At 57.8% G+C, this 16,964-nt stretch carries 15 protein-coding genes and 1 tRNA gene; 11 read left to right on the forward strand and 5 right to left on the reverse strand.

Features of this window, described 5'->3' with window-relative positions:
- Positions 1-58 precede the first annotated feature (58 nt).
- Positions 59-832 carry a class I SAM-dependent methyltransferase gene (locus ACMGGU_RS02385; RefSeq protein ID WP_111967258.1) on the forward strand — a complete coding sequence of 258 codons (774 nt, stop codon included), beginning with the start codon at positions 59-61 and terminating at the stop codon, positions 830-832.
- Positions 833-884: 52 nt separating this feature from the next.
- On the opposite strand, the gene mltD is transcribed toward ACMGGU_RS02385, so the two are convergent.
- The gene (mltD, locus tag ACMGGU_RS02390; RefSeq protein ID WP_045909861.1) at positions 885-2,249 is read right to left on the reverse strand and encodes a murein transglycosylase D; all 1,365 of its coding nucleotides are present in this window, start codon (positions 2,247-2,249) and stop codon (positions 885-887) included.
- Between the two features lie 68 nt (positions 2,250-2,317).
- Entirely contained in the window at positions 2,318-3,076 is a 759-nt protein-coding gene (gene gloB, locus ACMGGU_RS02395; protein WP_420300218.1) for a hydroxyacylglutathione hydrolase, read from the reverse strand.
- 32 nt (positions 3,077-3,108) lie between these two features.
- Here gloB and ACMGGU_RS02400 point away from each other — a divergent pair, with 32 nt between their 5' ends.
- On the forward strand, positions 3,109-3,825 hold the full coding sequence (locus ACMGGU_RS02400) for a class I SAM-dependent methyltransferase (RefSeq protein WP_045909859.1): 717 nt from the start codon (positions 3,109-3,111) through the stop codon (positions 3,823-3,825).
- Here the strand turns inward: ACMGGU_RS02400 and rnhA are convergent, their stop codons facing one another.
- The gene (gene rnhA, locus ACMGGU_RS02405) at positions 3,826-4,293 is read right to left on the reverse strand and encodes a ribonuclease HI (protein WP_008500276.1); all 468 of its coding nucleotides are present in this window, start codon (positions 4,291-4,293) and stop codon (positions 3,826-3,828) included. It lies immediately after the preceding gene.
- Positions 4,294-4,357: 64 nt separating this feature from the next.
- Here rnhA and dnaQ point away from each other — a divergent pair, with 64 nt between their 5' ends.
- The 9 genes from dnaQ (at position 4,358) to ACMGGU_RS02450 (ending at position 13,452) form a co-directional block, all read left to right on the forward strand.
- Positions 4,358-5,089 carry a DNA polymerase III subunit epsilon gene (gene dnaQ / locus ACMGGU_RS02410; protein ID WP_048029949.1) on the forward strand — a complete coding sequence of 244 codons (732 nt, stop codon included), beginning with the start codon at positions 4,358-4,360 and terminating at the stop codon, positions 5,087-5,089.
- A gap of 132 nt (positions 5,090-5,221) precedes the next feature.
- Positions 5,222-5,298, forward strand: a tRNA-Asp gene (locus ACMGGU_RS02415).
- Between the two features lie 379 nt (positions 5,299-5,677).
- Positions 5,678-6,397 carry a FadR/GntR family transcriptional regulator gene (locus ACMGGU_RS02420; RefSeq protein ID WP_045909857.1) on the forward strand — a complete coding sequence of 240 codons (720 nt, stop codon included), beginning with the start codon at positions 5,678-5,680 and terminating at the stop codon, positions 6,395-6,397.
- Positions 6,394-7,407, forward strand: coding sequence for an ABC transporter ATP-binding protein (locus tag ACMGGU_RS02425; protein WP_420300219.1), 1,014 nt, complete (start codon positions 6,394-6,396; stop codon positions 7,405-7,407). The genes ACMGGU_RS02420 and ACMGGU_RS02425 overlap by 4 nt, the downstream gene beginning before the upstream one ends.
- The gene (locus tag ACMGGU_RS02430) at positions 7,404-8,486 is read left to right on the forward strand and encodes an ABC transporter ATP-binding protein (RefSeq protein WP_420300220.1); all 1,083 of its coding nucleotides are present in this window, start codon (positions 7,404-7,406) and stop codon (positions 8,484-8,486) included. Before ACMGGU_RS02425 ends, ACMGGU_RS02430 begins: the two co-directional genes overlap by 4 nt.
- Positions 8,487-8,488: 2 nt before the next feature.
- Positions 8,489-10,003, forward strand: a complete 1,515-nt coding sequence (locus ACMGGU_RS02435; RefSeq protein WP_262781153.1) for an ABC transporter substrate-binding protein — start codon at positions 8,489-8,491, stop codon at positions 10,001-10,003.
- 18 nt (positions 10,004-10,021) lie between these two features.
- Complete coding sequence (locus ACMGGU_RS02440) at positions 10,022-10,963, forward strand: ABC transporter permease (RefSeq protein ID WP_008500268.1); 942 nt, start codon at positions 10,022-10,024, stop codon at positions 10,961-10,963.
- 2 nt (positions 10,964-10,965) lie between these two features.
- Positions 10,966-11,841 (forward strand): ABC transporter permease, encoded by an 876-nt coding sequence (locus tag ACMGGU_RS02445; protein WP_420300221.1) that lies wholly within the window; start codon positions 10,966-10,968, stop codon positions 11,839-11,841.
- 9 nt (positions 11,842-11,850) lie between these two features.
- Positions 11,851-13,452: a gamma-glutamyltransferase family protein gene (locus tag ACMGGU_RS02450; RefSeq protein WP_063620866.1), complete on the forward strand. Its 1,602-nt coding sequence runs from the start codon at positions 11,851-11,853 to the stop codon at positions 13,450-13,452.
- Between the two features lie 56 nt (positions 13,453-13,508).
- On the opposite strand, the gene ACMGGU_RS02455 is transcribed toward ACMGGU_RS02450, so the two are convergent.
- Together ACMGGU_RS02455 and fadE are read right to left on the reverse strand one after the other, a co-directional pair.
- Positions 13,509-14,279, reverse strand: a complete 771-nt coding sequence (locus ACMGGU_RS02455; protein ID WP_045909852.1) for an amidohydrolase — start codon at positions 14,277-14,279, stop codon at positions 13,509-13,511.
- Positions 14,280-14,387: 108 nt separating this feature from the next.
- Complete coding sequence (gene fadE, locus ACMGGU_RS02460; protein ID WP_045909851.1) at positions 14,388-16,832, reverse strand: acyl-CoA dehydrogenase FadE; 2,445 nt, start codon at positions 16,830-16,832, stop codon at positions 14,388-14,390.
- Positions 16,833-16,964 lie beyond the last annotated feature (132 nt).

The following is a 16,964-nucleotide window of genomic DNA, read 5'->3' on the forward strand; positions in this document are numbered from 1 at the left end:
GTGGGGCAGGCCTGTGCAGGTGCTGCCCTTTTATTTTTAACCCACAAAGGACAGTACGATGACAACAACACACTCCCATCATGACAACGTAGAAAAACAGTTTGGTTCGCAGGCAAATGCGTATCTGAGCAGCGCCGTACACGCTTCAGGCCGCGATCTGGTACGCCTCGGTGAGCGCCTGTCGGCATTTCCGCAGGCGCACGTGCTGGATTTAGGCTGCGGGGCAGGGCATGCCAGCTTCACGGCTGCGCAGCAGGTGGCGCAGGTTACCGCATATGACTTATCCAGCCAGATGCTGGAGGTGGTTGCTGAAGCGGCCAAAGCGAAGGGGCTGGACAACATTGATACGCGTCAGGGCTATGCCGAATCCTTACCTTTTGATGATGCCTCGTTTGAGGTGGTGATCAGCCGTTATTCCGCGCACCACTGGCATGATGTTGGCCAGGCATTACGCGAAGTCAAACGCGTTCTGAAGCCGGGTGGCATCCTCATTATTATGGATGTGATGTCGCCTGGGCATCCGGTGCGCAATATCTGGCTGCAAACGGTGGAAGCGCTGCGCGACACCTCGCATGTGCAAAACTACGCCAGCGGAGAGTGGTTATCGCTTATCACGGAAGCGGGACTGATTACACGCTCGTTAATCACAGACCGTTTGCCGCTGGAGTTTAGCTCGTGGATTGCGCGTATGCGCACCCCGGAAGCGTTAAGTCAGGCAATCAGGCTGTATCAGGAGAGTGCGTCCGCAGAGGTGAAGGCGTACTTTGAACTGCAGGACGATGGTTCATTTACCAGCGATACCATCATGGCGGAAGCGCAAAAAGCGGGATAAACAAAAAAGGCACCGAGGGGAATCGGTGCCTTTTTATCTTTCGGTCGTGTTATCAGGAGTCTGGCGTCGCGCTGTTCTTCACAAACAGCGTCAGCTGGTCGCCTGGTTTCAGATTGTCAGTATCATTGTTCCAGCGCATCACATCTTTGATGTTCACGCCGTGACGTTTTGCGATACTGGACAGCGAATCACCCTTACGCACGCGATAGGTAATGCTATCGCTGTTGTTGGCAAGACGCTGCGCGCTGCTACCTGCGCCAACCGTCAGATTCTGACCCACTTTCAAGCCCGATCCGCGCAGATTGTTCCACTGCTGGAGATCTTTTGCGCTCACGCCAAGACGTGATGCAATGCCTGAAAGCGTATCACCTGAACGAACCTTATAACTGCGGCTGTTGACGGGTGAGGCATCCGCGATCAGCGTTGACTGAACGGCGGCGATTTCACCCGAAGCTAAAGACTCACGTAACTGCTCAGCATGTTTCTGCGGAACCATTACATACTGCGGACCACTCGCCCCCAGGGTTGAGCCTTTAACGCCAGCATTAAAGGTTTTCAGTTTACTTACCGACATACCCGTCATATCAGCAACCTGTTGAATATCAACCGGATTGCTGAGGCGAACACGCGCCAGTGCACGACTTTCGTCTGGTGTTGGCAGTTGCACACCGTAACGCTTGCTGTTCTTGAGAATATCGCTCAGTGCCAGCATTTTCGGTACGTAAATCTTTGTTTCCTGTGGCAGTGAGAGCGACCAAAAATCGGTGGATTTACCCCGTGCTTTATTCGCTTTCATTGCCTTCAGTACACGACCTTCGCCGCTATTGTACGCTGCGACCGTTAACAGCCAGTCGCCGTCAAACATCTTGTTCAGACGTTGCATCATGTCGAGAGCGGCTGTCGTTGAAGCGACAACATCGCGACGCGCATCATAGTTGCGGGTCTGTTTCAGACCATAGTTTCGCCCGGTGCTCGGAATGATCTGCCAAATGCCTGCGGCATTGGCGCCAGACGTCGCGTGTGGGTCAAAAGCGCTCTCCACTATGGGTAGGAGTACCAGCTCCATAGGCATGTTACGTTTCTTAACTTGCCCGGCTATCCAGTACATATACGGCTCTGCCCGTAACGTTACATCGTGGAGATAGCTCTTATTACTTAAATACTTCTGTTTCTGTTCGCGAATCCGGGTATTTTCCGGAATTCCCATCTTTAGCTCGTCGCCAATAGAGGTCCACAAGTCTTGATCCTGCGCGAAAGATGTTCCATCGTCCATCCAGCGCGCCGAACTTGTAAACTTCCCTGCTTCCCCTTGACCAGCTGCAGAAAGGCTCTGTGCGTGCTGTTGTACGTTGCTGCCGTTCTGCGACTGGCAACCTACAAGCAGGACAGAGGCGAGTAATATCGCTTTTGCCTTCATGTGTGTGTCAATAGTTGCTTAAAAGACGAGCGATGATAACGGCGAAATTTTGAAAAGGCAACCCGCAATTATCTGAAGTTATCTTTCTTTGACCTTAACCATGCAAATCGCTGTTCTGGTTGTTGCAAATTTGTTTCTTGGTTAATTTTATTAATTAAATCAATATCATCTGTTCGTAAAAATAAATTAATTTGGCGCTCGTTTTTCAGAATTACGGGGAGTGTTTTTTGGTTTTTTGCACGTAACTCCTTCACTTTGTGATAATAATCCTGAATCGCCCGATCCTCAGGTAACAGGCTGACGGCAAACTTCATATTTCCTAATGTATACTCATGCGCGCAACAAATAACGGTATCATCGGGTAATGCGTTAATCTTCTGTAAAGACTGATACATTTGTGCTGGCGTGCCTTCAAACAGTCTTCCGCAGCCTCCGGAGAACAGCGTGTCGCCGCAAAAAAGATAAGGCTTACTGTAGAAACACAGATGTCCCAAAGTGTGACCCGGTGTAGCAAATACGGAAAACTCCCACTCACGTATGAGGATTTTTTCGCCTTCTTCGACTACTTGCGTGAGTCCCTTATCTTGTGCCTCTGCCGGTCCGTATACCACAACATGCGGAAAGTGGGCGCGCAGTTCAGGCACGCCGCCCGTATGATCGTGATGGTGATGCGTCAACAGAATGGCTTCCGGCTGCCAGCCGTTCCCTTTTATTGCGCGCAGTACGGTGGCGGATTCTCCGGGATCGACAATGACGCATCGACGTTCATCGTCCACCAAAACCCAGATGTAATTGTCCTCAAAAGCGGAAATACTGATAAGATTCATACATTACCTCTAATAGCGTGGCGGGTGTGTTGATGAAACCGGCAAGGATACCTCAGACTGTCGCAGCACCGGAACGTTGGGCGGAATTGCCCTGGGGTGAATACTATCGCGAAGCGTTAGAGCAACAGTTGAAGCCCTGGCTGGCGAAAATGTATGGCTTTCACCTGCTTAAGATTGGCAATCTCAGCGCGGAAATCAATACCGAAAGCTGCGCTATCTCGCATCAGGTCAACGTCTCTCTCGGCGGATCGCCGGTTCAGGTGAAAGCAGACCCGTTACATCTGCCGTTTGCGGAAAAATCCGTTGATGCGTGTTTGCTCGCACATACGTTACCCTGGTGCAGCGATCCGCACCGTCTGCTTCGCGAAGCCGATCGCGTGCTGATTGATGACGGCTGGCTGGTACTGAGCGGATTCAATCCGCTGAGCCTGATGGGCCTGCGTAAGCTGGTACCGGTGCTGCGTCGGACGCCGCCTTACAACAGCCGGATGTTCACCATGATGCGCCAGCTCGACTGGCTGTCACTGCTGAACTTCGAAGTGCTCTGCTACGGCGGTTTTCAGGTGCTGCCCTGGGCGCGGCAGGGGGGCGTCTTGTTGAGCACGCATTTGCCTGCCTTAGGCTGCATGCAGTTTATCGTCGCGCGTAAGCGAACCATTCCCCTTACGCTTAATCCCATGAAGCAGAGCAAATCGAAAACGCCAATCCGTCAGACCGTTGGCGCCACGCGGCAATACAAAAAGCCCTGATCAGGATTCAGGCTGATAGCCCGCGTCCTCATGCGCAGGGTTAGCGGCCGCCGCACGCGCCAGCTCGTCACAGCGTTCGTTTTCCGGATGGCCGGCGTGCCCTTTAACCCACTCCCACTTAATCTGGTGCTGGCCCAGCGCAGCATCAAGACGTTTCCAGAGATCGACGTTCTTGACCGGTTTCTTATCGGCAGTCTTCCAGCCGCGTTTTTTCCAGTTATGGATCCACTGAGTAATTCCCTGGCGGACGTACTGACTGTCGGTACTTAACACCACGTCACAATGTTCTTTTAACGCCTCCAGCGCCACAATGGCCGCCATGAGCTCCATCCGGTTGTTGGTGGTCAGAAAATAGCCTTCGCTAAAAGTTTTTTCGTGCTGGCGATAGCGCATAATCGCGCCGTAGCCGCCGGGACCTGGGTTGCCGAGACAAGATCCATCGGTGAAAATTTCTACCTGTTTACGCATCTCTGGTAGACTTCCTGTATTTGAAACGTTCAGTTAAACGATAAGTCTGACATAAATGACCGCTATGAGCACTGCAATTACTCGCCAGATCGTCCTCGATACCGAAACCACCGGTATGAACCAGATCGGCGCGCACTACGAAGGGCATAAGATCATCGAGATCGGCGCCGTTGAAGTGGTGAACCGTCGTCTTACGGGGAACAACTTCCACGTCTACCTCAAGCCCGATCGGCTGGTGGATCCCGAAGCGTTCGGCGTTCACGGTATTGCCGATGAGTTCTTGCTGGATAAGCCGACGTTTGCGGATGTGGCTGACGAGTTTCTGGAATACATCAAGGGCGCCGAGCTTGTCATCCATAACGCCTCGTTCGATATCGGCTTTATGGACTATGAATTCAGCAAGCTTAATCGTGATATCCCGAAGACGAACACCTTCTGTAAGGTAACAGACAGTCTGGCGCTGGCGAGGAAGATGTTCCCCGGCAAGCGTAACAGCCTGGATGCACTTTGTTCGCGCTACGAGATAGACAATACCAAACGAACGCTCCACGGGGCGTTGCTCGATGCCCAGATCCTCGCCGATGTCTATCTGACGATGACCGGCGGGCAGACGTCAATGAAGTTCAGTATGGAAAATGAGTCTCAGCAGACGCAGGGCGAAGCGGGTATTCAGCGTGTTGTCCGTCAGGCAAGCCGGCTACGGGTTGTTTTAGCCAGTGATGAAGAGCTGCTTAACCACGAATCCCGTCTTGATCTGGTGCAGAAGAAGGGCGGCAGCTGTCTCTGGCGTGCCTGAAAAAACGCCGGAATGCCTGTAAAATCATCGTTTGGGCGATTTTTGCAGCAAACGATTCAAAACGCGAGAAAAAGCGTTGACGAGATCGGAGGCGCACCGTAATATGCGCCTCGTTCCCCAAACGGGAACAGTGGAGCGGTAGTTCAGTCGGTTAGAATACCTGCCTGTCACGCAGGGGGTCGCGGGTTCGAGTCCCGTCCGTTCCGCCACTATTCAGAAGGCCTGAATCAGAAATGATTCAGGCCTTCGTCGTTTCAGCGTTCTGAAATCCCATACTCTCACTTATCGTTAACAAAAAGTTAATATCAATGGTGCAATTAATTAACAATTGCACGGTTGCAGTGCGTTATTTGCACTATCGTTGTGCATTTTGCCACCATGCCTCTCTTCAGAACTCATTCAGAATGTGTCTTTCTGTAAAAATAATTCACGCAGAATCATTTGGTTATCTCCCGCTTGCCAAAAAAATAGCGAACCAATTACGTATTGGTTTGGTTATTGCTTAATCATTAGCACGATAAGCTTCATTCCATATCAATAACTTATCGTTAATAAAAATAAAGCAATGATGAAAGCGAGCGAACCAATATGGAAAAACCGTCACGGTTTCTGGCCAATTCCAGCACCGCGCTTGAGCAGTTGCGCGGGCTAATCAACCAGCATGAGTCAACACCAGGCATTCCGCTGCCCACGGAACGTGAGCTGTCGGACACTCTCGGCGTAGGGCGACGTGAAGTCCGTCGTGCGCTGGACGTACTGGAAGAGGAGGGGCGTATCTGGCGTAAGCAGGGCAAAGGGACCTTTATCGGCCCGTCAGCACCTGTTGAACCGCTGGCCCTTCAGGGACTGGTGCAGCAAACCAACCTGCTGGAAGTGATGGAAGCTCGTCTTCAGCTTGAACCCGGCCTGGCCCGGCTTGCGGCACTGCGTGCCACCAGGGAAAACCTCGCGCTTATGCAGCGCATGCTGGAACGCATCGATAAGGTCAGCCCGGATGACCGCGATCTTAACGAACTCTGGGATAGCGCCTTTCACCGGGCGATTGCCGAGGCGGCGGGCAACCGTCTGATGCTCGGCCTGTTTGATGCCATTGATGCCGTCAGACGTGAACCGGGCTGGCAGCATCTGCGCGAATTAGCCCGCACGCCCGAACGTGTCGATAGCTATAACGACCACCATCACAAGATCATGGCGGCGATTATCCATCGCCAGCCTAATGAAGCTGCGGCCGCCATGCGCGAACATCTGCTCAGCCTGCAAACCGCCCTGATTCAGGCGATCCACCTTGAGGACGACTTCACGCCATGACGACAATCCCCTTTAAGGACGCCACGCCCGTACTGCAAGTACAAAACCTCAACGTTACGTTCGCGGGCTCACCGGTTAGCGTGCTTGACGGTATCTCATTGACCGTCAGGGCGGGCGAAACGCTGGCGCTGGTGGGAGAGTCCGGCTGCGGGAAAAGTATCACCTCACTGGCGCTGATGGGGTTACTGCCCGCCAGCGCACGGATCGTCAGCGGAGAGATGCAGTTTCGCCGCCACGATCTGCGCAAGCTCTCGCCGCGGGAGTATGCCGATCTGCGCGGCAGCGAGCTGGCGATGATTTTCCAGGAGCCGATGACCTCGCTCAATCCGGCGTTTACGCTGGGCGATCAGCTGAGTGAAGCGGTCATGCGACACCAGGACGTCTCGCGCGCAGAGGCGATGAAGGTCGCGCTGCAGATCCTCGAGAAAGTGCAGATCCCGGCGGCAGAGATGCGTCTCAAGGCTTATCCTCACCAGCTTTCCGGCGGCATGCGCCAGCGCGTGATGATTGCCATGGCGCTGATTAACCATCCCAAATTGCTGATTGCCGACGAACCGACCACCGCGCTCGACGTCACCATCCAGGCGCAAATCCTCGCCTTGCTCAACGCCCTCAAAGAAGAGACCGGCACGGCGGTGCTGATGATCACCCACGATTTAGGCGTGGTGGCCGAAGTGGCGCAGCAGGTGGCGCTGATGTATGCCGGACAGGTGGTAGAGCAGGGAAGCGTTGAGGCGATATTTGCCGATCCGCAGCACCCGTACACCATCGGCCTGATGGGGTCGATTCCCTCCCTTGGCGCACGTAAAGGCCCGCTTTCCACCATTCCCGGTTCGGTACCTCTGCCGGAATCCATGCCGAAGGGCTGTCGTTTTGCCACCCGCTGTCCGTTTGCGCAGGCGCGCTGCCATGATGAAAAACCGCAGCTCGCCGCGCTCGGCGCGGGCCATCAGGTTGCCTGCTTCCGCGTGCCGCTCGAACACCACATCGCCCTGGGAGAGACCGCATGACCACGCCCATTCTTGAAGCTCGGGACCTCAGCAAGCTGTTCCCAGGCCCTAAAAAACTCTTTACCCCGGCCCGGTTTGTGACGGCAGTCGATCGCGTGTCGCTTGCCGTGATGCCGGGCGAAACGCTGGCGATTGTCGGCGAGTCCGGTTCCGGAAAATCCACGCTTGGCCGCCTGCTGCTGCGCCTGCTGGCCGCCAGCGAAGGGCGCGTGTTTTATCAGGGGGAAGAGATCACCCATGCCTCGGGCGCGCGGCTCAATCAGCTCCGCCGCGAGCTGCAGATCATCTTCCAGGATCCCTTCGCCTCCCTGAACCCGCGCATGACGGTGGAGCAGATCGTCGGCGAGCCGCTGTGGCTGCACCAGAACATGAAGAAAGCGGACCGCCAGTACCGCGTTGCCGAGCTGCTTAAAACCGTAGGCCTGCCCGCCGCCTGGGCCGGTCGCTACCCGCACGAGTTTTCCGGCGGGCAGCGCCAGCGTATTGGCATTGCGCGCGCGCTGGCCTCGGGACCGAAGCTGCTGCTGGGCGATGAGCCGGTATCCGCGCTGGACGTCTCCGTTCAGGCGCAGGTGGTCAATTTGCTGGAAAGCCTGAAGCAGCAGCTGGGGCTGACAATGGTGATTGTCGCCCATGGTCTGGCGGTGATCCGCCACATGAGCGACCGCGTGGCGGTCATGTACCTCGGGCAAATCGTTGAGCTTGCCACCGTGGATGAGATCTTTGACGCGCCGCTGCATCCTTATACGCAGGCGCTGATTGCCTCGGCGCCGCAGATGCTGCCGGGCGCTGAACGCGACGCGCCGCTGCTGCAGGGGGACTTACCGAACCCTGCCAGCCCGCCGTCCGGCTGTCGTTTCCACACCCGTTGCCCGTACGTCACCGACGAATGCCGCCAGGTCGAGCCGATTAATCAGGTGCTCGATGGCGGGCGTCAGGTTGCCTGCCACCGCTGGCAGGAGATTAACCGCGATCGCAGCGTTATCCAGATCGCACCGCCATCCGCCGCTTTTCTGCGTCGCCGCGCGCTGTTTGAACACGCGGCCACCCACTCATCCCTTCCTTCAAGGAACTCATGATAATGACAATGCGTAATTCTCTTTTGACCGTACTGGGAAGTGTTATGTTGCTTGGCGCGGCGCTGCCCGCCCATTCTGAAAGCGTGCTGCGTATTGGCCTGGGGGCAGATCCGGACATGCTCGACCCACATCTGGCGCGCACCTACTATGGCCGCTTCGTCTTCGCCTCCCTGTGCGACAGGCTGGTGGACGTGGATGAAAATCTGAAGGTCGTCCCCGGTCTGGCCAAAGACTGGGCGTGGAGTGACGACGGTAAAACCCTGACGCTCAATCTGCGCGAAGGCGTCACCTTCCACGACGGTGAGAAATTCGATGCCGCTGCGGCAAAATACAACCTCGACCGCGCCCTGACCCTGAAAGGCTCCCTGCGTAAAAGTGAGATCTCCTCCGTTGAATCGGTCGAGGTCACCGGCCCGATGCAGATTGCGCTGCACCTGAAGACCCCCGATGCCGCGCTGTTGATGCAGCTCACCGACCGCGCGGGCGCGATGATGGCCCCTGAAGCGGCGAAAAAGCCTGATTTTGCCGCCCATCCCGTCTGTTCCGGCCCGTATAAATTCGACAGCCGCGTATCCCAGGACCGCATCGTGCTGACCCGCTTCGACAACTACTGGAACAAAGACGCCTACCACTTCGACAAAATTATTTATCTGCCGATCCCGGATGCCTCCGTGCGCCTTGCGAACCTGCGCGCGGGCGATCTCGATCTGACCGAAGGGATTGCTGCCAGCGACGTGAAAACCGTCGAGGCCGACAGCAAGCTGGCGCTGGCGAAGGTAACGGGCCTCGGCTACCAGGGCATCACCTTCAACATCAACAACGGCAAGGTGCCAGCCAACGACCCGTTCAAAGATGCCCGCGTGCGCGAGGCCTTCTCGCAGGCTATCGACCGCGATGCGCTAAACCAGGTGGTCTTTGAAGGACTGTATACGCCAGCCAACCAGGCGTTTTCGACGGTCAGCCCGTATCACGTCAACCTGCCGGTCCCGCCGCGTGACGTCGACAAGGCCAAAGCGCTGCTCAAAGCGGCTGGCGTCAGCGCGCCGCTGACCGTCAACCTGCTGGTGCCGAACAACCCCACCTCACAGCAGGTGGGGCAGGTGCTGCAGGCGATGGTCGCCGAGGCGGGCTTTAACCTGAACCTGCAGATGACCGAATTCGCCACGCTGCTGGATCGCCAGCAGAGCGGGGACTATCAGCTGAGCTTCTCCGGCTGGTCGGGGCGCCCGGATCCGGACGGCAGCATCTACGGCTTTATCCACAGCAAAGGCACCCTGAACGACGGCCGCTACAGCAATGCGCAGGTCGATGAGTGGCTGACCCAGGCGCGCCAGAGCACCGACCAGGCTGCGCGCCAGCCGCTGTACGACAAGGTTGTGAAGCAGCTGCAAACGGATATGCCGATTGCCTACCTCTACTTCGAGCCGCGTATTTTTGGCCTGAACAAAAGCGTGCAGGGCTTTAAGCCGTACCCGGACGGCATCGTGCGTCTGGCTGGCTTAACGCTGGCGAAATAACCGTCCTGAGGAGAGCCCATGCTGGAACTGATTTGCAAACGTCTGCTGCTGGCCGTTCCGACGCTATTGCTGGTGAGCATGATGGTGTTTGGGCTGCAAAAGCTGCTGCCCGGCGACCCGCTGATCGCCATGGCCGGCGAGGAGCGCGACCCGGCAGTTATCGCTCAGCTGCGCGCGGAGCTGAACCTCGATGCGCCGATCCCCGTGCAGTATTTCCACTGGCTGACGCGGGCGCTGCAGGGCGATCTGGGCGTCTCCTTACGCACGCACGAGCCGGTGACGCAGCTGATTGCCAGCAAACTGCCGGTGACGCTGGAGCTGTCGCTGCTGGCGATGATTATCGCGCTGGTGTTTGGCATCAGCATGGGGATCCTCGCGGCGGTGAACAAAAACAGCTGGGTCGATCACGGGGCGAACTTCGTGGCGATCTCGGGGATCTCGATCCCGCACTTCTGGCTGGGGATCCTGCTGATTCTGGTCTTCTCGGTGAACCTGCAATGGCTCCCCGCGTCCGGCTATGTGCCGTTCAGTGAAGATCCGCTCCAGAACCTGCGCACGCTGCTGCTGCCCGCGTCCGTGCTCGGAACGGGCCTCGCGGCAACGCTGATGCGCCATACCCGCGCCTCGATGATTGCCGTGCTGAAAGCGGATTACATCCGCACCGCGCGGGCGAAAGGGCTGCTGCCGAAAGCGGTGATCCTGAAGCACGCGTTTCGCAACGCGCTGGTGCCGGTAATCACCCTCACCACGCTGCTGTTTGGCGAGCTGCTGGGCGGTGCGGTGCTGACCGAGCAGGTTTTCACCATTCCGGGCTTTGGCAAGATGATCGTCGACTCGGTTTTCAACCGTGACTATGCGGTGGTGCAGGGCGTGGTGCTGATCGTGGCGATTGGTTTCCTGATGCTGAACCTTCTGGCCGACGTGCTCTACGTCCTCATCAACCCGAAAATGCGAGGTTAACCATGGCGGAACTGACGACGCAAACCGTTGTGCCTGCGCTGCCGCGGGCGCAAAACCGGGTGCTGAAGAAATTCCTCGGCAATAAAAGCGCGGTCATTGGCGCGGCGGTGGTGGGCTTCTTTGTGCTGGTGGCGCTGCTGGCGCCATGGATCGCCCCGTTCGATCCGGTCAAGGCCAACTTCCTGGCGGTGCGCAAAGCGCCGTCGGCGATGTCCTGGTTCGGCACCGACGAGCTGGGGCGCGATATCTTATCCCGCATTATCTGGGGGGCGCGCACCTCGCTGATGGCGGGCTGCATGTCGGTCGTAATTGCCGTGGTTATCGGCGTACCGCTGGGGCTGGTGGCGGGTTACTTCCAGAAGATGTGGGACGGTGTCATCTCGCGCGTGATCGAGGCGCTGCTGGCCTGCCCGTTCCTGATCATGGCGATCGCGCTGGGGGCATTTTTGGGCCCGAGCCTGACCAACGCGATGATCGCCATCGGTCTTTCGGCGATGCCGATCTTCGCCCGCCTGACGCGCGGGCAGGTGATCGCCATTCGCAACGAAGAGTATATCGACGGCGCGCGGGCGATTGGCCTGCCGGATCGCTGGATCATCATTAAGTATGTCCTGCCCAACGTGATGTCGCCGATCCTGGTACAGGCCACGCTGGCGATTGCCTCGGCGATAATCGCTGAAGCCAGCCTGTCGTTCTTGGGGCTGGGACAGCAGCCGCCCAATCCGTCCTGGGGCTCTATGCTCAACACCGCCAAAGGTTTTCTTGAGCAGGCCCCGTGGATGTCCATTTTCCCCGGCGTGGCGATTTTCCTTGCCGTGCAGGGCTTTAATTTACTCGGCGACGGGCTGCGCGATGCGCTCGATCCGCGCCATGACTAAGGAGTCATGATGACCAAAGCGCTTGATTTTACGTCCGGTTACGATTCACGCCGCCCGCCGATGCTGGGCCATAACGCCGTTGCGACGTCTCAGCCGCTGGCGGCGCAGGCGGGAATGAAGATGCTGCAGCTGGGCGGGAATGCCGTGGATGCAGCCATCGCCACCGCGATGGCGCTGACGGTGGTCGAGCCGACCGGCAACGGGATCGGCAGCGACGCCTTTGCCATCGTCTGGGACGGTGAAAAGCTGCACGGCCTGAACGCGTCCGGTCGTTCGCCTGCGAGCTGGCATGCGGATCTGTTTGCCGGAAAAACCGCAGTGCCGGAAATCGGCTGGGACGCGGTGACCGTGCCGGGCGCGGTATCCGGCTGGGTCGCCCTGGCGGAACGCTTCGGCACGCTGCCGCTGACCACGCTGGCGCAGCCCGCCATTGACTACGCGCGCAACGGCTTTCCGGTCTCCCCGCTGATTGGGCATCTCTGGCAGCGCGGCTATCACAAGCTGAAAGATCAGCCGGGCTTCAGCGCCTGCTTCGCGCCGGAAGGCCGCGCCCCGCGCGTGGGGGAGATCTTCCGTAACCCGGCGCAGGCGAACTCGCTGGAGCTGATCGCCCGCACCAACGGCGACGCCTTTTACCGCGGCGAGCTGGCGCAGAAAATTGCCGCATTCGCCAAAGAACATGGCGCGCACCTGACGGCTGAGGACCTGGCCAACCATCGCGTGGACTGGGTAGAGCTGCTGTCGCGCGACTTCGCGGGCGGTTCGGTGCAGGAGCTCCCGCCTAACGGTCAGGGGATCGCCACGCTGATCGCGCTCGGCATTCTTGAGCAGTGCGGCATTGAGAAGCATCATCCGGATTCCGTGCAGTCTCTGCATCTCTCCATTGAGGCGATGAAGCTGGCGCTGGCGGATCTCGACCGCTACGTGGCGGACGAAGAACACATGGCGTTCGCGGCAAAAGAGCTGCTGAGCGACCATTATCTGAAGTCACGTGCGGCGCTGATCAACCACGACAGCGCGTCTGATTTTGTCTACGGTTCCCCGACGCAGAGCGGCACGGTCTACATCAGCACCGCGGACGCCAGCGGGATGATGGTCTCGTTTATTCAGTCCAACTATATGGGCTTCGGTTCAGGCATTGTGGTGCCGGATACCGGGATCAGCCTGCAAAATCGGGGCTGCGGATTTGTGCTGGATCCTGAGCACCCGAACGCGCTGGCGGGCAGCAAGCGCCCGTTCCATACCATCATTCCGGGCTTTGCGATGGACGGCAACGGCCAGCCGCTGATGTCCTTTGGTGTGATGGGCGGCCCGATGCAGGCGCAGGGGCACATGCAGATGGCGCTGCGCATCATGCTGCACGGGCAAAACCCGCAGGCCGCAATCGATGCGCCGCGCTGGCGCGTGGTGCAGGGCAGGGAGGTGATCGTTGAATCGACGTTCGATCGCAACACGATTGCCGCTCTGCGCGAGCGCGGGCATCAGATCGTGGTGGAAGATCCGCTTCAGGATTACAACTTCGGAGGCGCGCAGGTGATTTACCGCCTGCCGGAAGGACACTACGTGGCCGCGACGGAAAGCCGCAAGGACGGGCAGGCGCTGGTGAGTTAAAAGAAGCGAGCAACATTGGTAGGCCGGGTAAGGCGTAGCCGCCACCCGGCTTTTTTTCACTCAATGCTAAAAGGATCCGCATCCTGCCACGCCGGAAACTTCTCCCGGTACTCCTTCAGCGCCGTTAACGATAATTCGGCATCAATACGCGTCGCCTGATGCGGCTCGGCGGTGGCGATGATCTCGCCCTGCGGATTCACCACCCGGCTGTCGCCGCGATAGTGATGCCCGTTGCCGTCCGTCCCCACGCGGTTGCAGCCCACCACGTACGCCTGGTTCTCAATCGCGCGCGCCACCAGCAGCGATTGCCAGTGCAGGGAGCGCGGTGCAGGCCAGTTGGCAACATACAGCGCCAGGTCGTAATCGTTGCGGTTACGCGACCACACCGGGAAACGCAGGTCGTAGCAGACCAGCGGCAGAATACGCCAGCCGCGCCATTCGAACACCACGCGCTCGTTACCGGCTTCATAGTGATGATGTTCATCCGCCATGCGGAACAGGTGGCGTTTATCGTAAAAATGCACGTTCCCTTCCGGCTCCACCAGCAGGAAGCGGTTCACCGGCCCGCGTTCGGTCTGCAGGGCGGCGCTGCCGGCGATCAGCGCATTAGTCTGCTGCGCTTTGGCGTGCATCCAGGCGACCACCTCATCCTGAGGCATTGACTGTTTTGCCGCTTCCATGGCGAAGCCGGTGGTGAACATTTCTGGCAGGACAATCACATCACGCCCGGTAATGTCTTCCAGTTGGCGATCAAAGTGGCGCAGGTTGGCGGGGCCATCCATCCACACTAAAGGTTGTTGCAAAATAGAAATCTTCAGACCAGGCACAATTCAGACTCCTCAAACGACCACTTTTTGACACTGTAGCACGACATAACGAGAAAATGTGGCAATAAAAAACCCCGCGCGAGGCGGGGTTTGTATAAGCGAAACGCGTTATGCCGCTTCAGGTTTGCGGTGCTTCTCCGGCAGCTTTACCGGCTGCGTCGCCAGCTCATCCGGTTCGAAATCATCCACGTTAATGCTGCGCAGACGGCTCTCTTCGGCTTTCACCAGCAGAGCAGCCTCATCTTTGCTGATAATGCCACCGGCCAGCGCCTGTTTTGCCAGTTCGTCCAGACGGGTAAACGGCAGGTTTTTGCCCAGCTGTTTACAGATCTTCTGGTGAATCGGATCGGCGGCCATCACGTCCAGCAGCGCTTCTTCCAGCAGACCCACCGGGTTATGCGGCGTCGGCGCCAGATACTGACCGCGACCGATGCGGGAGCGGGTTGCGCTCGGAACCTGCAGGATCTTCGCCACTTTGTGGTCCAGCTTGTCGGACGGCGCCAGATGGTGACGACCGGTCGGGAAGATCACTGCGCGCAGGGCGCCTGCCACGAAGCGGTTCGGGAAGTTTGCCAGCAGATCGTCAATCGCCTGTTCAGCCTGATACAACGCATCCTGCACGCCCCAGTGCACCAGCGGCAGATCCGCTTCCTGACGGCCTTCATCGTCGTAACGTTTCAGGACCGCAGAGGCCAGGAAGATCTGGCTCAGCACATCGCCCAGACGGGCAGAGATACGTTCGCGACGCTTCAGGCTGCCGCCCAGTACCGCCATGGAAACGTCAGACAGCAGGGCCAGGTTGGCGCTCAGACGGTTCAGATGCTGATAATAACGTTTAGTTGCATCGCCGGTCGGCGTGGCGCTGGTAAGGCCGCGCGTCAGGCCCAGCCAGAAGCTGCGCACCTTGTTGCTGCCCACGTGACCGATATGTTTGAACAGCAGCTTATCGAAGGCATCCACGTCGTTGTTCTGCGCAGCGGCCATCTCTTCCAGCACGTATGGATGGCAGCGAATTGCGCCCTGACCGAAGATCATCATGCTGCGGGTCAGGATGTTTGCCCCTTCCACGGTGATAGCAATCGGTGCGCCCTGATAGCCGCGCGCCAGGAAGTTGCCTTCGCCGAGCATAATGCCTTTACCGCCTGCAATATCCATCGCGTCAATGATTGACTGCTGCGCGCGGTGGGTACAGTGGTACTTCACAATAGCGGACAGTACGGCCGGTTTTTCGCCCAACATAATGCCGTAGGTAATCAGTGTGGCGGCGGCGTCCATCACGTAGGCGTTGCCCGCGATACGCGCCAGCGGCTCTTCGATACCTTCCATCTTGCCGATGGAGATTTTGAACTGACGGCGGATGTGCGCGTAGGCACCAATCCCCATCGCCACCGACTTCAGACCGCCGGTTGAGTTCGACGGCAGGGTAATGCCGCGGCCCACCGACAGACATTCCACCAGCATACGCCAGCCCTGACCGGCCATTTTCGGACCGCCGATGATGTAGTCAATCGGCACAAAGATATCCTGGCCGCGGGTTGGACCGTTCTGGAACGGCACGTTCAGCGGGAAGTGACGACGACCAATCTCGACGCCTGGGGTAGAGGTTGGGATCAGTGCACAGGTAATGCCCAGATCTTCTTCGCCGCCCAGCAGTCTTTCCGGATCAGAGAGCTTAAAGGCCAGACCCAGCACGGTGGCGATAGGGGCCAGTGTGATATAACGCTTGTTCCAGGTCAGGCGCATGCCCAGCACCTGCTCGCCCTGCCACTCGCCCATGCAGACCACGCCGGTATCCGGAATCGCGCCCGCATCGGAGCCTGCTTCCGGGCTGGTCAGCGCGAAGCAAGGGATTTCCTGACCACGTGCCAGACGCGGCAGGTAGTGATCTTTTTGCTCTTCCGTACCGTAATGCTGCAGCAGTTCGCCCGGGCCTAAGGAATTAGGCACGCCAACGGTAATCGCCAGGATCCCGGAAACGCCTGCCAGCTTTTGCAGCACGCGAGCCTGAGCGTAAGCGGAGAACTCCAGACCGCCGTACTCTTTCTTAATGATCATCGCGAAGAAGCGATGCTCTTTCAGGTACGCCCACAGTTCTGGCGGCAGATCGGCCATTTCATGGGTGATAGCAAAGTCGTTCGCCATACGGCAGGCTTCTTCCACCGGGCCGTCAATAAACGCCTGTTCTTCCGCGGTCAGACGCGGCTGCGGGTAGTTATGCAGCTTTTTCCAGTCCGGGTTGCCCTGGAACAGATCGCCTTCCCACCAGGTGGTGCCCGCATCAATCGCCTCTTTTTCAGTGCGCGACATTGGCGGCATCACTTTGCGGAAGCCTTTGAACACCGGTGCAGAGATCATTGATTTACGCATCGGGGCAAAGTTAAACGGCAGAAGGATGATGGCAAGAGGGACTAAAAGCCAGATATTCCAGAGACCTGCGACGCCAAGCGCAGCCGTCCAGGCCAGAAGAATCAGGCTGCTCAGGAATAAACTTACGCGGTGATAGAACAACACACCGAGCAGAACAACGGTTGCGAGAATGCTCAAAATCATCATAAAGAAAAGCTCCCTTGCTTGTAGGAGGTCTGACCACTTGTGATGATATGGTTGTAGTTGATGTTATTTCCTTTAGCAATGTGTTTACAAAATAATTACAACCTGGTTCACATTGTTCGCGTTTTACCCGGC

The organism is Enterobacter sp. BNK-8 (genome assembly GCF_048685095.1).
Taxonomy (GTDB): Bacteria; Pseudomonadota; Gammaproteobacteria; order Enterobacterales; family Enterobacteriaceae; genus Enterobacter; species Enterobacter quasiroggenkampii.